The sequence below is a fragment of the Streptomyces sp. NBC_01551 genome (genome assembly GCF_026339935.1).
Taxonomy (GTDB): Bacteria; Actinomycetota; Actinomycetes; order Streptomycetales; family Streptomycetaceae; genus Streptomyces.
The window spans coordinates 3,198,712-3,215,317 of the sequence record NZ_JAPEPX010000001.1 but is presented as its reverse complement, the minus strand read 5'-3'; the positions used below and the strand labels follow the sequence as shown (position 1 = coordinate 3,215,317).

The window sequence follows — 16,606 nt, the reverse complement described above, 5'->3', positions numbered from 1 at the left end:
GGCAACGGTTGTGCGCATCAGCGCCCCATGCGCCCGCGGACCATTCCGACCATCGCGTTGAGCTCTTCGATGCGCATGCGCTTGGCGGCGGCGAGGAACACGGCGGCCAAGGCGATGAGTCCGGCCACCAGGGCGACGACGGAACCGAGGACTCCGCTGCCCAGCCACTGGGTGACCCCGTACGCGGCGGCGCCGGCGACGGCCGCGGCCGGGACGCAGGCACCGATGAGGCGCGTGTAGGTGCGCATCACGTGGGCGCCGTCGAGGTCGCCGCCCAGGCGGGTGCGCAGCCGGCGCCAGGCGACGCCCACGCCGACGGCGTAGCCGAGGCCGTAGGCGAAGGCCATGCCGACGACGGCCCAGCGGGCCGGGAGGACGAAGAACGCGAGGGCGGAGACGCCGGCGTTGACGGCGGCGACGATGACGGTGTTGTAGAAGGGCGTCCGGGTGTCCTCGTAGGCGTAGAAGCCGCGCAGGACCACGTACTGGACGGAGTAGGGGATCAGTCCGAGGCCGAAGGCCATCAGGATGAAGCCGATGTTCTGGGCGCTCTGCGTGCCGGAGCCGGCGTAGAGCAGCGTGGACATCGGGACGCCCAGCGCGAGGAACGCGAAGGCGCAGGGCACGATCGCGACGGCCGAGGTGCGCAGGCCGTAGGAGATGTCGTCGCGGACGGCGGCGGCGTCCCCGTCGTGGGCGGAGCGGGAGATGCGCGGCAGGACGGCCGTCATGACGGAGACGGTGATGATGGCCTGCGGCATCTGCCACAGCAGCAGCGCGTAGTTGTAGCCGGTGATGCCGGTACCGCCGTGGCCCTGCTTGGCGGCGACCTGGCCCGCCCAGGTGGCGAGCTGGGTGACGACGACGAGGCCGAGCTGGTTGGCGAGGACGAAGAAGAACGTCCACTTGGCCAGGCCGGCCGCCTTGCCGAGGCCGTGCCCCTTCCAGTCGAAGCGCAGACGGGGCTTGAAGCCGGCGTCGCGCAGGTAGGGGACCATCGCGAGGGACTGGACGGTGAGGCCGAGCAGGGTGCCCAGGCCCAGCAGGCGGACGCCCTCTGGGGTGATGCTCCCCTCGGTCACGCCGGTGGCGGTGAAGCCGCCGAAGGCCCAGATGAAGGCGCCGAAGGTGGCGATGACGACGATGTTGTTGAGGACGGGGGTCCACATCATCGCGCCGAACCGGCCGCGGGCGTTGAGGATCTGACCGAGTACCACGTGCACGCCCATGAAGAACATGGTCGGCAGGCAGTAGTGGGCGAAGGCGACGGCGACGTCCATCCGCTGCGGATCGTCGGCGATCTTCTGCGACATCATGCCGATGAACAGCGGGGCCGCGAGGACGCAGATCGTGGTGACCGCGCCGAGCAGCACCATGACGAGGGTCAGCAGGCGGTTGGCGTAGGCCTCGCCGCCGTCCTCGTCGTTCTTCATTGCGCGGACCAGCTGCGGGATGAAGACGGAGTTCAGGGCGCCGCCGCCGACCAGGACGTAGATCATCGTCGGCAGGGTGTTGGCGACCTGGTAGCTGTCGTTGAGGGTGGCGACGCCGATCGCGCCGGCGATGACCAGGGTCCTCAGGAAGCCGGTAATGCGGGAGACGATCGTGCCGGCGGCCATGAGGGCGCTGGACTTGAGCAGGCCGGCGGCGCGCCCGGCGGGCTTGCTCGGTGCCGGGGCGGCGACGGGGGCGTCCTCGGCCGGGGTGCGGGGCGCCGCCTGCTGGTCCCGGTAGAGGTGCGCGAACGCGTCGGGCTCGGCCCGCTCGTCCGCCGCGCTGGTCACGAGTGAGTCGACACCGACGAACTGGGTGGTGGTGGCGTGGTCCCCGTAGGGCAGGTGGCGGGACGGGCCGTCGGGCTCCGGCGGCGGGGTCTGGGCCCACACCCGCGGGTCGGGGCCGTGCACGGGCGCGGCCGGGGCCGCGTAGAGCGGGCCGGGCTCCTGGAAGGTGCCGGGCGGCGGCGGGGGGTGGGAGGCGCGGTCGTAGAGCACCTCCGCCACCGGGTCCTGGGCCGAGAGGTCCTGCGACCGGTACGGGTCGTGATCGTAGGCGTCCTGGACATAAGGGTCGTGATCCGGCGCGGGCGCAGGCGCGGGAACCTGCCCGGGCACCGGTGTGCCCGGGGCAGTGCCCTGGGAGGGCGCGGGCCCGCCAGTGCCCTGCGCGCGGTCACCGTTGTACGGCGCGTTCATCGAAACCCCACCTCATCGTCCCCAGGCCCGACCGGCCACGGCTCGCTCAACGGTCCACTGTCTCACTCGTGCCGGACCCGCTCGCGCTTTGCGGTCCGGTGTCCGGGGACTCGTCACTCGGCTGCGTGCTCTCCTCGGCGGCCGCACGGGCCGCTACGCGCTTGCGGCTGGCGTACATCTTCACGCCTGCCAGAACGAGGAGGAGCACGCCGCCGGCGATCACCAGCATGACGGTGGGAGTGATCTCCGTGGCGTCGACGGTGAACTTGCGTTCCTTGCCGTAGGGCACGCCGTCCTTGGTGAAGAGCTGCGCCGTGACCTCGACCGGACCGCTCGCCGTGGCGTTGGCGGTGAACTTCAGCGTCTGGCTGTGGTCGGCCTGGACGGTGACTTCCTGCTGGGCCGTGCCGCTGTCGTCGAACATCAGGCGGGTGGGGTTGGCGGACTTCACCCGCAGCACCAGGTCGTGGACGTCCTGGACGAGGCTGTTCTGCACTGTCACCGGAAGGGTCGCGCTGTGCCCGGACAGGGTGGCGTCGGACTTCGGGATGACCTTGACCTTCTCGGTGAGGCCGATCAGGTACCGCTGCACCTGGTCCCGGTAGACCTTGGCCTCCTCCGGGCGGCCGCGCCACGTGGAGGACATCTCGCGGTTCATGGTGTTGCCGAACGGGATCTCCACGCGGTCCGGCGCGGAGAGGATCACCTTGAAGTGGTCGAGGGTGTTCTGTGTGGTGCGGATGTTCTCGAACGCGGACACCGGCAGCTCCTGCTTGCGCAGGGACTCGGGGTACTGACCGGCCCCCGGCACCTGGGTGGCCGCGCCCGGGTCGGGCTTCGCGGCGGCCGCGGCCTCCAGGTCGGTGGGCTGCGTCCAGCGGCCGCTCTGGAGGCCGCGCAGGGCGGCGGCCATCGTCTGCACCTGGCTGGACGACGGCATCCGCTGCGGGGCGACCACGAAGCTGCGCTGTTCGCCGGTGTCCTGCAGGTTGAGGGCGAGGCTGTGGGCCAGGAACTCCTGCACGGCGAGCGTGGAGTTCCCGGCGCTGAGCATGTTGCCCTCGAAGGCGGTGGAGAGGCCGGCGTCGGCCACGACGGCGGTGCTGCCCGCGCCGATGGGCCGGGCCGCCGAGGGGGTGTAGCCGAGGGAGCCGGTCTCGCGGAGGCTGTCGCTGCGGGTGAGGACGTTGTGGGCGCCGGCCGAGGTGGCGACGTTGACGATCGACGGGTCGATCGCGCCGGCCACCGGCCAGGAGAAACCGGTGGAGGCGGGCACGTGCAGGACCGTCTCGACGGCCTGCTTCGCCTTGTCGGTGGCCGGGCGCAGCTGGCCCAGGGTGCCCGACACGTCCTTGCCGCGGTGCGCGAGGGAGGCGATGTCGGGGTCGGCGAACGGCAGCGCGACGACCTTCTTGCCCTGGACGGCGGCCTCCAGGGAGCTGAGCCACTGCTCGGCCACGGCCTTGTTCTTGCCCTGCACGGTCCGGCCGTCGGGGGTGCGGATCCGGTAGCCCTTGGTCATCGCGTCGACCGTGTAGAGCAGGTCGGGGTCGATGACCCACGTGATGGGCAGCTCCTTGCCGAGCGTGACCATCTGCTCCAGGCGGCCACCGGGCTTCAGCTCGTCGGCGAGGTTGTCGTCGAGGAAGACGGGCGTCTGGGTCTCGTCCGAGCCGGTCTCCGCCGTCAGGTGCGTCGTGGAGATCAGCGGCCACACGTAGGCCAGGTGGGAGCGCTTGGAGGCGGCCTCGGGCTGCCAGGGCAGGAAGGTCCGCTCGATGCCCAGGACCTGCTCGTACGGGCGGTTCGCGCTCTCTCCGGACAGGGAGACGCCGAGCTGGTAGACGCCGTCCTTGTCCAGCGGGAGCTTGTTCACCGGAACCTTGATGGTGAACGCCTGCGCGCCCTTCGCGGGCAGCGAGTCGATCTTCACGGCGTACGCCGAGTCGATCTCCGCGGGGTCCGTGCCGGGCCGGAAGCCCGTGCGGTCCGCCACCTCGTCGATGGCGCTGCGGTCCCCCAGCGGGGATCCGACCCGCAGGCCCACGTGCGCGTCGTTGATCGCCTCGCGGGTGTTGTTGACCACCGTCCCCGAGATCGTCAGGGTGTCGCCCTTGACCGGAGCCGCAGGGGTCAGTGTGTCCAATTGGACATCGACGGCGGCGTCCGCGGCCTGGGCCGGCGGGGCGGGGGCATAGACCAGGGCGGCGAGCACCGGCGTCCCGGCGAGCAGGACGACCGCGCGCCGCAGCCAGCGACGCCGGGCAGGGGCCGGTACTGCCCCCTGGTTGTCTGCCGCCTCGGCCACGCGCCCGCCCGTCCTCGAAGTGTCAGTGGTCGTCGTTTGTGCGTCCACGCATGGTAACGAGACCCGCTGGGCGCGAGTGCCGCGCCTTGCTCCACATGATCGGGGCCACACCGCCGCCGAAGTGTGCCGGGGTGGTAACAAACGAGGGAGCCCTCGCCGGGCCGGGCACGTACCCTTTTCTGTTGTGCCGAACGCCAATGAAGACAACCCCAGTGCCCTGAGTCAGGTGCAGCGCCGCGCGGTGAGTGAACTGCTGCGGGTCGCGCCTGTCGCCGACGAGCTCGGCCGCCGTTTCCAGGAGGCCGGATTCCGCCTCGCCCTGGTCGGCGGGTCCGTCCGCGACGCGCTGCTCGGGCGGCTCGGCAACGACCTCGACTTCACCACGGACGCCCGCCCCGAGGACGTTTTGAAGATCGTCCGGCCGTGGGCCGACTCCGTGTGGGACGTCGGGATCGCCTTCGGCACCGTCGGCGCGCAGAAGGTGGCCCGCAGCGGAGACGCTCACCGGAACTTCCAGATCGAGGTGACCACCTACCGCTCGGAGTCCTACGACCGGACCTCGCGCAAGCCGGAGGTCTCCTACGGCGACTCGATCGAGGAGGATCTGGTCCGCCGTGACTTCACGGTGAACGCGATGGCCGTCGCGCTGCCCGAGAAGGAGTTCGTGGATCCGCACGGCGGCCTGGAGGACCTCGAGGCGGGTGTCCTGCGGACCCCCGGCACGCCCGAGGACTCGTTCTCGGACGATCCGCTGCGCATGCTGCGCGCGGCCCGGTTCGCCGCGCAGCTGGACTTCGAGGTGGCTCCCGAGGTCGTGGCCGCGATGACGGCGATGGCCGACCGGATCGAGATCGTCTCCGCGGAACGGGTGCAGGGCGAACTGAACAAGCTGCTGCTGTCGGAGAACCCCCGCAAGGGTCTGGGTCTGCTCGTGGACAGCGGGCTGGCTGACCATGTGCTGCCCGAGCTGCCCGCGCTGCGGCTGGAGAGTGACGAACACCACCGGCACAAGGACGTCTACGATCACTCGCTGATCGTGCTGGAGCAGGCGATCGCCCTGGAGGAGGACGGTCCGGACCTGGTGTTGCGGCTGGCTGCCCTGCTGCACGACATCGGCAAGCCCCGGACCCGCCGGTTCGAGAGCGATGGCCGGGTCTCCTTCCACCACCACGAGGTGGTGGGCGCGAAGATGACCAAGAAGCGCATGACCGCGCTGAAGTACTCCAACGACATGATCAAGGACGTGTCCCGGCTGGTGGAGCTGCACCTGCGCTTCCATGGCTACGGGGACGGCGAGTGGACCGACTCCGCGGTGCGGCGCTACGTCCGTGACGCCGGTCCGCTGCTGGAGCGGCTGCACAAGCTGACCCGCTCGGACTGCACCACCCGCAACAAGCGCAAGGCCAACGCGCTCTCCCGGACCTATGACGGTCTGGAGGAGCGCATCGCCCAGCTCAAGGAGCAGGAGCAGCTGGACGCGATCCGGCCCGACCTGGACGGCAACGAGATCCAGCAGGTGCTGGGTGTCGGCCCCGGCCCGGTGATCGGCAAGGCGTACGCGTTCCTGCTGGACCTGCGCCTGGAGAACGGTCCGATGGGGCATGACGCCGCAGTCGCGGCCCTCAAGGAGTGGTGGGCCGCCCAGGCCTGACACAGGCGCGCGGTGGTCGGCGGGGTCGATGTTTCACGTGAAACATCGACCCCGTTTCACGTGAAACATCGCGCAGCGGGTCGGTCCCGGCGATGTTTCACGTGAAACGTCGTCCTTGCCGCAGCAGGAGCGCCGCGGTCACGGCGTAGACGACGGACACGCTCATGATCAGTACGACGGACTGTCCGTCGGTGGGGAGCATGAGGGAGGCGACCGCGGCGGCGCCGACGAACGCGACGTTGAACAGCACGTCGTAGACGGAGAAGACGCGGCCCCGAAAGTCGTCGTCCACCCGGGACTGCACCACGGTGTCGGTGGAGATCTTGGCGCCCTGCGTGGCGAGGCCGAGAACGAAGGCGGCGGCCAGCATCGGGCCGGGGGTGAAGAACAAGCCGAGAGCCGGTACCAGGACGGCGGCGCCGGCGGAGCAGATGGTGATCCAGCCGCGGGTGCCCAGGCGGCTCACGACCCCGGGTGTGATGACGGCGGCGGTGAAGAATCCGGCGCCGGATACGCCCACCGCGAGGCCCAGCAGGGCCAGGCCGTCGGACTCGTTGTCCGACCATGAGTAGCGGCAGAGCATGAGCAGCATGACGGTCAGGGCCCCGTAGCAGAACCGCATCGCGGTCATCGCGGTGAGCGCCTGGGCGGCCTCGCGTCGTTCGGCCAGGTGCCGCAGGCCCTCGGCCATGCCCCGGACGGTGAGGGCGACCCCTTCGGTCAGGGACGGGTGGGACTGGCCCCGGGGGTGGTCGGGCCCGAGGAGCCCGATGGCCAGGCGCAGGGACATCAGGGCGGCGCCGAGGTAGAGCCCGGCTCCGAGCAGGACGACGAGGGCATTGGAGTCGGAGGCCACTAGCCGTACGAGGAAGGCCAGTCCCCCGCCGGCGGTCGCCGCGAGGGTCCCGGCGGTGGGAGAGAGGGCGTTGGCGGTGACCAGCTGGTCGGGGCCGACGACCCGGGGCAGCGAGGCGGCCAGCCCGGCCAGCACGAAGCGGTTGACGGCGGTCACGGACAGGGCCGAGGCGTAGAAGAGCCAGGCGGGGACGTTCGCGGCGATGAGCATGCCGGTGACGCAGGCGAGGAACGCGCGCAGCAGGTTGCCGTAGAGGAACACCTGGCGGCGGCGCCAGCGGTCCAGGAGCACGCCGGCGAAGGGGCCGATCACCGAGTAGGGCAGGAGCAGGACGGCCATGGCCGAGGCGATGGCCGCGGGCGAGGCCTGCTTCTCCGGGGAGAAGACCACGTAGGTGGCGAGCGCGACCTGGTACACGCCGTCCGCGGCCTGGGAGAGCAGCCGTACGGCGAGCAGGTTGCGGAAATCCCTCAAGCGCAGGAGTACGCGCAGATCACGTACGACAGGCATGAGGGCAAGGGTCACATACGCGGAGGGTCCCCGGGCGCATTGCCCGGGGACCCTCCGCGGAAGAACAGTCGAAGTCCAGGTGTCCTGAGCGGACCCTTGGGGATCGACTAGCGCTCGACCTCGCCCTTGATGAACTTCTCGACGTTGGCCAGGGCCTCGTCGTCGAAGTACTGCACCGGCGGGGACTTCATGAAGTAGCTGGACGCCGACAGGATCGGGCCGCCGATACCGCGGTCCTTGGCGATCTTCGCGGCGCGCAGGGCGTCGATGATGACACCGGCGGAGTTCGGGGAGTCCCAGACCTCGAGCTTGTACTCGAGGTTCAGCGGGACGTCGCCGAAGGCGCGGCCTTCGAGGCGGACGTAGGCCCACTTGCGGTCGTCGAGCCACGCGACGTAGTCGGACGGGCCGATGTGGACGTTCTTCTCGCCGAGCTCACGGTCGGGGATCTGCGAGGTGACGGCCTGCGTCTTGGAGATCTTCTTCGACTCGAGGCGGTCGCGCTCGAGCATGTTCTTGAAGTCCATGTTGCCGCCGACGTTGAGCTGCATGGTGCGCTCAAGACGGACACCGCGGTCCTCGAACAGCTTCGCCATCACGCGGTGCGTGATGGTCGCGCCGACCTGCGACTTGATGTCGTCGCCGACGATCGGGACACCGGCCTCGGTGAACTTGTCCGCCCACTCCTTGGTGCCGGCGATGAAGACCGGGAGGGCGTTGACGAACGCGACCTTGGCGTCGATGGCGCACTGCGCGTAGAACTTCGCCGCGTCCTCGGAGCCGACGGGCAGGTAGCAGATCAGGACGTCGACCTCGCGGTCCTTGAGGACCTGGACCACGTCGACCGGAGCCTCGGCGGACTCCTCGATGGTCATGCGGTAGTACTTGCCCAGGCCGTCGTAGGTGTGGCCGCGCTGAACGGTCACACCGGCGTTCGGGACGTCGCAGATCTTGATGGTGTTGTTCTCGCTGGCGCCGATGGCGTCGGAGAGGTCGAGGCCGACCTTCTTCGCGTCGACGTCGAACGCGGCGACGAACTCGATGTCACGCACGTGGTAGTCGCCGAACTGGACGTGCATCAGACCGGGGACCTTGGCCGCCGGGTCGGCGTCCTTGTAGTACTCGACGCCCTGCACCAGCGAGGCGGCGCAGTTGCCCACGCCGACGATGGCTACGCGAACCGAACCCATTCCGGTTGCTCCCTGTTTGTTCTCGGACGAGGTCTGCGAGATGCAGACCTCATTTTGTAGTTTCGTCGGGCGGACCGGGGTTTCTCTTGTCCCGTCCCGCCCGCTCGCTCTCGATCAGCTCGTTCAGCCAGCGGACTTCGCGCTCCACGGATTCCATTCCGTGTCGCTGCAGCTCAAGCGTGTAGTCGTCGAGGCGTTCCCGCGTGCGGGCGAGCGAGGCCCGCATCTTCTCGAGGCGCTCTTCCAGCCGGCTGCGGCGGCCCTCCAGCACCCTCATGCGCACTTCGCGTTCGGTCTGGCCGAAGAAGGCGAAGCGGGCGGCGAAGGACTCGTCTTCCCAGGTGTCCGGCCCTGTGTGGGAAAGGAGCTCCTCGAAGTGCTCCTTACCCGCGGCCGTCAACCGGTAGACGATCTTGGCGCGGCGCCCTGCGAGTGAAGCGGCGAGAGCGTCTTCCGGGGCGCTGCCCGGTTCCTCGATCAACCAGCCGTTGGCGACCAGCGTCTTGAGGCAGGGATAGAGCGTCCCGTAGCTGAACGCCCTGAACACCCCCAGTGAGGTGTTGAGCCGCTTGCGCAGCTCATAGCCGTGCATGGGGGATTCGCGAAGCAGGCCGAGGACGGCGAACTCGAGGATGCCTGAGCGCCTGCTCATCCGCCTGCCTCTCCTCCGCCCCTGAGTCTTTATGTCGAGCTGATGTATCGACTCGATACATCCAGACGATAGAACGGGCGGCCGTCGGCGACAAGGGGTGACGTAGTGACCGGCATCACATCACCAATTCGTACGAGGCAAGTTGCCTGATTTGGGGTGAACTTCGGCACTGATTGGGTTTTGAGCGTGCGTAGTCTGTGCGCCATGACACCGGGGGGAACCGGAACTCAACTGCCGCTTCCAGGCCACTCGCCTGCCCGAGGAGTAGTCGTTCGATGAGCGAGCACCGCCGTAAACCGCCCGAGCCCGAGCCCCAGGGCGGCGGACGCGCCGCGGCCCGCCGGGCTGCCCAGCAGCGCCCCGGCCGGGGCGCCCCCGGCGCCGGACGCGACGTGCCCACCGCGTCCGCGAGCGTCCCTTACACCGACAGGCCCGGCCATGGCAGCCGCGCAGACGCCCGCAGAGCCGCCCAGCGCGGGCCCGGATCCCGAGGCCGGGGCGCGGGCCAGGCGGGCAGGGGCGCGGGACGCCAGGACAAGCGGCTCATCAACTACCCGCGGTCCGACAAGGACGGCTGGCAGCGCTTCGTGCCGTCCTGGAAGTTCGTCGGCGGCACCGCCCTGGGCTTCTTCGCGATCATCACGGCCGGGGCCGGCATCGGCATCGCCATGGTGAACACGCCGAACCCGAACCTGGCGGCCCAGGCCCAGAACAACGTCTTCTACTGGGCCGACGGCACCCAGATGGTCGCGACCGGCGGTTCCATGAACCGGCAGATCGTGCCCATCTCCAAGATCCCCCGCTCGATGCAGGACGCCGTGATCTCGGCGGAGAACGAGTCCTTCGAGACCGACAAGGGCGTCGACCCGATGGGTATCGCCCGCGCCGTGTGGAACATGGCCAAGGGCGGTTCCACCCAGGGCGGCTCGACGATCACCCAGCAGTACGTGAAGAACACGTACCTGGACTCCGACCAGACGCTCAAGCGCAAGGTCACGGAGCTCTTCATCGCGATAAAGCTGGGTGTGAGCGCGGAGAAGGACGACGTCCTCGCCGGCTACCTGAACACCGCCTACTACGGGCGGGACGCCTACGGCATCCAGGCGGCCGCCCGCGCCTACTTCGGCAAGGACTGCGAGGAGCTCACGCCGTCCGAGAGCGCCTTCCTCGCCTCCGTGCTCAAGGGCCCCAACCTGTACAACCCGGACGGCGGCATCGGTACCGCCGCCACCCCGCAGGCCAACACCGACCGCGCCCGCAAGCGCTGGGCCTGGGTGCTGGACCGCGAGGTCGAGGTCGGCCGGATGCAGAAGGCGGACCGGGACCAGGTCAAGGACTTCCCCAAGCTGGTGGACTCCGAGCTGGCGCGCGGCATGTCCGGTCAGACCGGCTACCTGGTCGAGACCGCCAAGCAGTACGTGATGAAGACCAAGGACATCACCGCCGAGAAGATGGCCCTGGGCGGCTACCAGATCCACACCACCTTCCAGAAGCCGAAGGTGGACGCCCTGGTCAAGGCCGTCGAGGAGACCCGCGACGACTTCCTCGACGAGAAGAAGCGCCCTGAGTACGACACCTTCGTGCAGTTCGGCGCCGCCTCCGTGGACGTGAAGAGCGGCGCGATCGTGGCCATGTACGGCGGTCCGGGCTGGGACAAGAAGCACTTCACCAACAACGCCAACACCATCGGTGTCCCGGTCGGCTCGACCTGGAAGCCGTACGTGCTGGCGGCGGCGCTGGAGTACGGCACCCAGAACTCGAGCGGCTCGGGCATCTCGGTCGACAGCAAGTACCCCGCCAACGACCTCACCGTGATCAACAACCGGCAGGGCAAGCCGCTGACCGGCAATGACGGCAAGCCGTTCCGGCAGAAGAACGAGAGCACGACCCCCTACGGATACGTGACGCTGAACGAGGCGATGGAGAAGTCCATCAACGTGCCGTTCGCGCAGCTCGTCTTCGACGTCGGCCACAGCAAGGTCCGCGAGGTGGCCAAGTCGACGGGCATCCTCACCGAGTCGATGGACCCGGACAACACCGCCTCCTTCGCCCTGGGAACCTCCACCCCCAGCGCCATCCGGATGGCGGACTCGTACGCCACCTTCGCCGCCTCCGGTACCCACCACGAGCCGTTCTCGGTGACCAAGGTCGAGAAGGACGGCAAGGAGCTGACCGGCTTCGAGGCGCCCAAGGCGCAGCGCGCCATGGACAACGCCATCGCCGACAACGTCACCAAGGTCCTGCAGAACGTCGTCCAGAACGGCACAGGAACCAAGGCCAAGAAGCTCGGCCGGCCCGCCGCGGGCAAGACCGGCACCACCGACAAGAACAAGTCGGCCTGGTTCGTCGGCTACACCCCGGAGCTGTCCACCGCGGTCACCCTGTTCCGTACCGACCCGACCTCGGCGGACAAGAAGCTGATGTCCATGAACCACGTGGGCGGTGTCGACTCCATCCACGGTGGTGACATCCCGGCCGCGATCTGGACCGAGTACATGCGCGAGGCGCTGAAGGGGACCCCGCTCAAGCAGTTCCCCGAGCCCGACGACATCGGCGTCACCGCGGACGCGTCCGGCGCCCCGTCCCCCAGCCCCTCGATCGTCCCGTCGCCGTCCGTGTCGCCATCGACCTCGCCGTCGCCGAGCACCTCGCCGTCGGTCTCCCCGTCCCCGTCCAACGGCGGCAAGCCCTCCTGCAAGCCGTGGCGGGTGTGCTACGACCCGACGACCAGCGGCGGCAACACGAGCGGGCAGGACAACGGCGGCGTCAACGGCGGGACCACCGACGGCGGAACCACCGGGGGCCCGTCGCAGCCCCCGACCGGCAGGCCCGGCCGCCCGGGCGGGATCACCGGCTGGGGCGGCACCAACACCGGTACCGGGACCAACACGGGCACGGACACCGGCATGGGGAACTGACCCACCCCGCACCGCACCGAGGAGGGCCGTCGCACCCCGTGCGACGGCCCTCCCTCATGCCCGGCCCCCGTACGGCAGGATGTGCGCATGACGAAGGTGCACGAGGAACGGCCCGTACTGCCCACCCAGCAGGACGAGGTCGCCGCGGCCGGCAGCGAACTCATCGGCGGCCCGCTCGGCCGCCACGCCCGGCTGGGCGGCCACTGGCTCAGCCCTGTGCGCGTCGTCGTCCTCGTCGCCCTCGGGATGTTCGCCCTCGGCATGGTGCAGAAGCTGCCCTGCTACGACTGGGCGTGGTTCCAGGGAGCGGGCTCGCAGTACACCCACGCCTGCTACTCGGACATCCCGCACCTGTACTCCGCGCGCGGCTTCGCCGACGGCCTCGTCCCGTACTTCGACCGGTTCCCCGACGGCGACCCGAAGTACGGCGACATGCAGTACGTCGAATACCCGGTCCTCACCGGGGCCTTCATGCAGGTCGCGTCCTGGCTCACCCCCGGCAGCGGCTCGATCCAGCACCGCGAGCAGATGTACTGGATGGTCAACGCGGGCATGCTGATGGTCTGCGCCGCGGTCATCGCCTACTGCGTCGCCCGCACCCACCGCCGCCGGCCCTGGGACGCGCTGCTCCTCGCCCTCGCACCCGCCTTCGCCCTCAACGCGACGATCAACTGGGACCTGCTGGCCGTCGCTCTGACCGCCGCCGCGATGCTGATGTGGTCCCGCGGCCGCCCGGTCGTCTTCGGCGTGCTCATCGGCCTGGCCACGGCCGCCAAGCTCTACCCCGTCCTGCTGCTCGGCGTGCTGTTCGTGCTCTGCTGGCGGGCCGGCAAGTGGCGGGCGTTCGGCGCCGCCGTCCTCGGCGCGGCCGGCTCCTGGCTCCTGGTCAACGGGCCCGTCATGATCGCCGCCTGGGACGGCTGGAAGCGGTTCTACGTCTTCAGCCAGGAACGGCCCATCGACTTCGGCTCCGTGTGGCTGCTGATTTCCCAGCGCTCCGGGAACCCCCTCGACGGCGCGAACACGTACGCGACGGTCCTGACGCTGCTGCTGTGCGCGGCCATCGGCCTGCTCACCCTGATGGCGCCCCGGCGCCCCCGTTTCGCGCAGCTGGCCTTCCTCGTCGTCGCCGCGTTCATCCTGGCCAACAAGGTCTACTCGCCGCAGTACGTGCTGTGGCTCATCCCCCTCGCGGCGCTCGCCCGGCCGCGCTGGCGGGACTTCTTGATCTGGCAGGCCGGCGAGATCGCGTACTTCCTCGGGATCTGGTTCTACCTCGCCTACACGACCAGCGGGGACAAGCACCAGGGCCTGCCCGTCGAGGGCTACCAGCTGGCGATCGCGGCCCACCTGATCGCGACGCTCTACCTGTGCGCCGTCGTCGTCCGCGACATCCTGCTCCCCGACCGGGACGTCGTGCGCCGGGACGGTTCGGACGACCCCTCCGGCGGCGTCCTGGACGGCGCCGAGGACGTGTTCACGCTGGCGCACACGACGAAGGCGCCGCAGTACGCGGCGCCTTCTGAGGGTCAGCGGGTCGAGTGGGGCGCGGACCTCAGGGACTGACCCGCCCCCGCCACACGCCCACCCGGTGGATCAGGCGTCGAGCACCCGGTCGAACTGCGTGGTGGTGTGCCGCAGGTGCGCCACCAGTTCGTCCCCGACCTTCGGCTCGGTGGCGTCCGAGGGCACGAACAGGATCGACACCTGCATGTGCGGCGGCTCCGCGAACCAGCGCTGCTTGCCCGCCCAGACGAACGGGGACAGGTTGCGGTTCACGGTGGCCAGACCCGCCCGGGCCACGCCCTTGGCGCGCGGCATGACCCCGTGCAGGGCCTTGGGGGCCTCCAGGCCCACGCCGTGCGAGGTGCCGCCGGCGACAACGACGAGCCAGCCGTCGGACGCGGCCTTCTGCTGGCGGTAGCCGAACCGGTCGCCCTTCGAGATGCGCGTGACGTCGAGGACCGCGCCGCGGTACTGCGTGGCCTCGTGGTCGCCCAGCCAGAGCCGGGTGCCGATCCGGGCCCGGAAGCGGGTCTGCGGGAACTGCTGCTGGAGCCGGGCCAGCTCCTGGGCCTTGAGGTGGCTGACGAACATGGTGTGCAGCGGCAGCCGGGCTGCGCGCAGCCGGTCCATCCAGCCGATGACCTCCTCGACGGCGTCCGTGCCGTCCGGGCGGTCGAGGGGCAGGTGCAGGGCGAAGCCCTCCAGGCGGACGTCCTCGATCGCCGAGTGCAGCTGCCCCAGGTCCTGCTCGGAGATGCCGTGGCGGCGCATCGAGCTCATGCACTCGATGACCACCCGGGCGCCGACCAGACCGCGGACGCCGTCCACCGAGGACACCGAGCGGATGACCCGGTCCGGCAGCGGCACCGGGTCCTCGCCCCGCCGGAACGGGGTGAGGACCAGCAGGTCCCCGCCGAACCAGTCCTTGATGTTCGCGGCCTCGTACGTGGTCCCGACGGCCAGGATGTCGGAGCCCATCCGGGTCGCCTCCTCGCACAGCCGCTCGTGGCCGAAGCCGTAGCCGTTGCCCTTGCAGACGGGGATCAGCCCGGGGAACTGGTCCTGGATCTGCTTCTGGTGCGCACGCCAGCGCGCGGTGTCGACGTAGAGCGTGAGCGCCATGCCCGTCCGGAGCCTCTCTGGAAACAGCTGCCTGTGCAGCGGTGCGGTGTGTGGGGGTGGGGCGGTGTGGGTCAGCGCCGCGACATGTAGATGTCGAGGGCCTTGTGCAGCATCTTGTTCAGCGGGAAGTCCCACTCGCCGACGTACTCGACGGCCTCGCCGCCCGTACCGACCTTGAACTGGATGAGGCCGAACAGGTGGTCGTTCTCGTCCAGGGTGTCACTGATGCCGCGCAGGTCGTACACGCTCGCGCCGAGCGCGTACGAGTCGCGCAGCATGCGCCACTGCATCGCGTTCGAGGGCCGCACTTCGCGCTTGTGGTTGGCCGAGGCGCCGTACGAGTACCAGACGTGCTGGCCGACGGTGAGCATTGTGGCGGCGGCCAGCGGCTCCCCCTCGTGCGTGGCGATGTACAGCCGCATCCGGTTGGGGTCCTCGGAGTTGAGGGCCGTCCACTGGCGCTGGAAGTAGCTGAGCGGGCGCGGGCGGAACTTGTCGCGCTCGGCCGTGATCTCGTACAGGTGCTGCCAGGTCGGCAGGTCGTCGTAGCCGCCCTGGACGACCTCGACGCCGGCCTTCTCGGCCTTCTTGATGTTGCGGCGCCACAGCTGGTTGAACCCCTTGAGGACGTCGTCCAGCGAGCGGTTGGCCAGCGGCACCTGGAACACGTAGCGGGGCTGCACGTCGCCGAATCCGGCGCCGCCGTCCTCGGCCTGCTGCCAGCCCATGCGGCGCAGCTTGTCGGACACCTCGAACGCGCGCGGCTCGATGACCGAGGCCTCCACGTCACGCAGGCGCTTGACGTCGGGGTCCTGGATACCGGCCTTGATGGCCGCCGAGTTCCAGCGGCGGATCACGACGGGCGGGCCCATCTTCACGGTGAAGGCGCCCTGGTGCTTGAGGTGGGCCAGCATCGGCTGGAGCCACTCCTCCAGATTCGGGGCGTACCAGTTGATGACCGGGCCCTCGGGAAGGTACGCGAGGTAGCGCTTCACCTTGGGCAGCTGGCGGTACAACACGAGGGCGGCGCCGACGAGTTCTTGCGACTCGTTGAACCATCCGAGGTTCTCGGAGCGCCACTCGTTCTTCACGTCGGCCCACGCCGGGACCTGGCAGTGGCTCGCCGAGGGCAGGCTCTGGAGGTAATCCAGATGCTGCTCTCGACTGATGGTCCTCAGGGACAGGCTCATGCGGGGCGTCTCCTCCGGCGGCTTCGCTGGCTATGGCGCGAAGCCTACTGCGACAAGGGCGCCACCCATCTGGGGGACGGGCCGTGCCGTGCCGGCGGAGGCCGGCGCCCTTGTCGCGGAGACTCCCGGGCAGCCCGCTCAGCCCCCGAAGAGTCCGCCGTGCGCCATGCCGAGGTAGAAGCCGATGGCCGAGGCGCCAAGGCCGATGATCAGTGCGAAGCGCTCGCGTGTCGTTTCCGAGATGAACTGTCCGTACGCGCCGGTCAGGATCCCGATCAGCCCGGTCCACGAGCTGAGCAGGTGCAGATTGTGGAAGAACGCCGTGACGAACGCCACGGCCCCGAGGACCAGCGTGGCCGCCAGCAGGGTGTCCTGCAGGGGGTGGGGCTTGCCGTCGGTCGCGAAGAGCGAGATGGAGGACTGGCGTCGCATTGCCTGTGCCATCGGAAGGCACCTCCTGGCTGAAGCAGAGCGGTGAGCCGGGCCGCCTCCGGAAGGGGCCGGGGGC

At 69.7% G+C, this 16,606-nt stretch carries 11 protein-coding genes; 3 read left to right on the top strand and 8 right to left on the bottom strand.

Annotation, left to right across the window (positions count from 1 at the left end):
• Positions 1 to 17: 17 nt before the first annotated feature.
• Positions 18 to 2,195 carry a murein biosynthesis integral membrane protein MurJ gene (gene murJ, locus OG982_RS14355; RefSeq protein WP_266786779.1) on the bottom strand — a complete coding sequence of 726 codons (2,178 nt, stop codon included), beginning with the start codon at positions 2,193 to 2,195 and terminating at the stop codon, positions 18 to 20.
• A 46-nt stretch (positions 2,196 to 2,241) separates the two neighbouring features.
• Positions 2,242 to 4,503, bottom strand: a complete 2,262-nt coding sequence (locus OG982_RS14350; protein WP_266786781.1) for a DUF6049 family protein — start codon at positions 4,501 to 4,503, stop codon at positions 2,242 to 2,244.
• Positions 4,504 to 4,687: 184 nt separating this feature from the next.
• Here OG982_RS14350 and OG982_RS14345 point away from each other — a divergent pair, with 184 nt between their 5' ends.
• The gene (locus OG982_RS14345; RefSeq protein ID WP_266786783.1) at positions 4,688 to 6,154 is read left to right on the top strand and encodes a CCA tRNA nucleotidyltransferase; all 1,467 of its coding nucleotides are present in this window, start codon (positions 4,688 to 4,690) and stop codon (positions 6,152 to 6,154) included.
• Positions 6,155 to 6,251: 97 nt separating this feature from the next.
• Here OG982_RS14345 and OG982_RS14340 read toward each other — a convergent pair whose 3' ends face one another.
• The 3 genes from OG982_RS14340 to OG982_RS14330 form a co-directional block, all read right to left on the bottom strand.
• Positions 6,252 to 7,520, bottom strand: coding sequence for an MFS transporter (locus OG982_RS14340; RefSeq protein ID WP_266786785.1), 1,269 nt, complete (start codon positions 7,518 to 7,520; stop codon positions 6,252 to 6,254).
• 107 nt (positions 7,521 to 7,627) lie between these two features.
• The gene (locus OG982_RS14335; protein WP_189737960.1) at positions 7,628 to 8,710 is read right to left on the bottom strand and encodes an inositol-3-phosphate synthase; all 1,083 of its coding nucleotides are present in this window, start codon (positions 8,708 to 8,710) and stop codon (positions 7,628 to 7,630) included.
• A gap of 49 nt (positions 8,711 to 8,759) precedes the next feature.
• Positions 8,760 to 9,362, bottom strand: coding sequence for a PadR family transcriptional regulator (locus tag OG982_RS14330; protein WP_266786787.1), 603 nt, complete (start codon positions 9,360 to 9,362; stop codon positions 8,760 to 8,762).
• Positions 9,363 to 9,637: 275 nt separating this feature from the next.
• Between OG982_RS14330 and OG982_RS14325 the strand changes: the two genes are divergently transcribed.
• Both OG982_RS14325 and OG982_RS14320 read left to right on the top strand, forming a co-directional pair.
• Positions 9,638 to 12,280, top strand: coding sequence for a transglycosylase domain-containing protein (locus OG982_RS14325; RefSeq protein ID WP_266786789.1), 2,643 nt, complete (start codon positions 9,638 to 9,640; stop codon positions 12,278 to 12,280).
• A gap of 87 nt (positions 12,281 to 12,367) precedes the next feature.
• The gene (locus OG982_RS14320) at positions 12,368 to 13,846 is read left to right on the top strand and encodes a glycosyltransferase family 87 protein (protein WP_266786791.1); all 1,479 of its coding nucleotides are present in this window, start codon (positions 12,368 to 12,370) and stop codon (positions 13,844 to 13,846) included.
• A gap of 30 nt (positions 13,847 to 13,876) precedes the next feature.
• Here the strand turns inward: OG982_RS14320 and OG982_RS14315 are convergent, their stop codons facing one another.
• From OG982_RS14315 to OG982_RS14305, 3 genes are all read right to left on the bottom strand, one after another.
• Positions 13,877 to 14,908, bottom strand: a complete 1,032-nt coding sequence (locus OG982_RS14315) for an alanine racemase (protein WP_266786793.1) — start codon at positions 14,906 to 14,908, stop codon at positions 13,877 to 13,879.
• Between the two features lie 71 nt (positions 14,909 to 14,979).
• Positions 14,980 to 16,098: a peptidoglycan bridge formation glycyltransferase FemA/FemB family protein gene (locus tag OG982_RS14310; protein WP_266786795.1), complete on the bottom strand. Its 1,119-nt coding sequence runs from the start codon at positions 16,096 to 16,098 to the stop codon at positions 14,980 to 14,982.
• 138 nt (positions 16,099 to 16,236) lie between these two features.
• Complete coding sequence (locus OG982_RS14305; protein ID WP_266786797.1) at positions 16,237 to 16,542, bottom strand: hypothetical protein; 306 nt, start codon at positions 16,540 to 16,542, stop codon at positions 16,237 to 16,239.
• Positions 16,543 to 16,606: the final 64 nt, after the last annotated feature.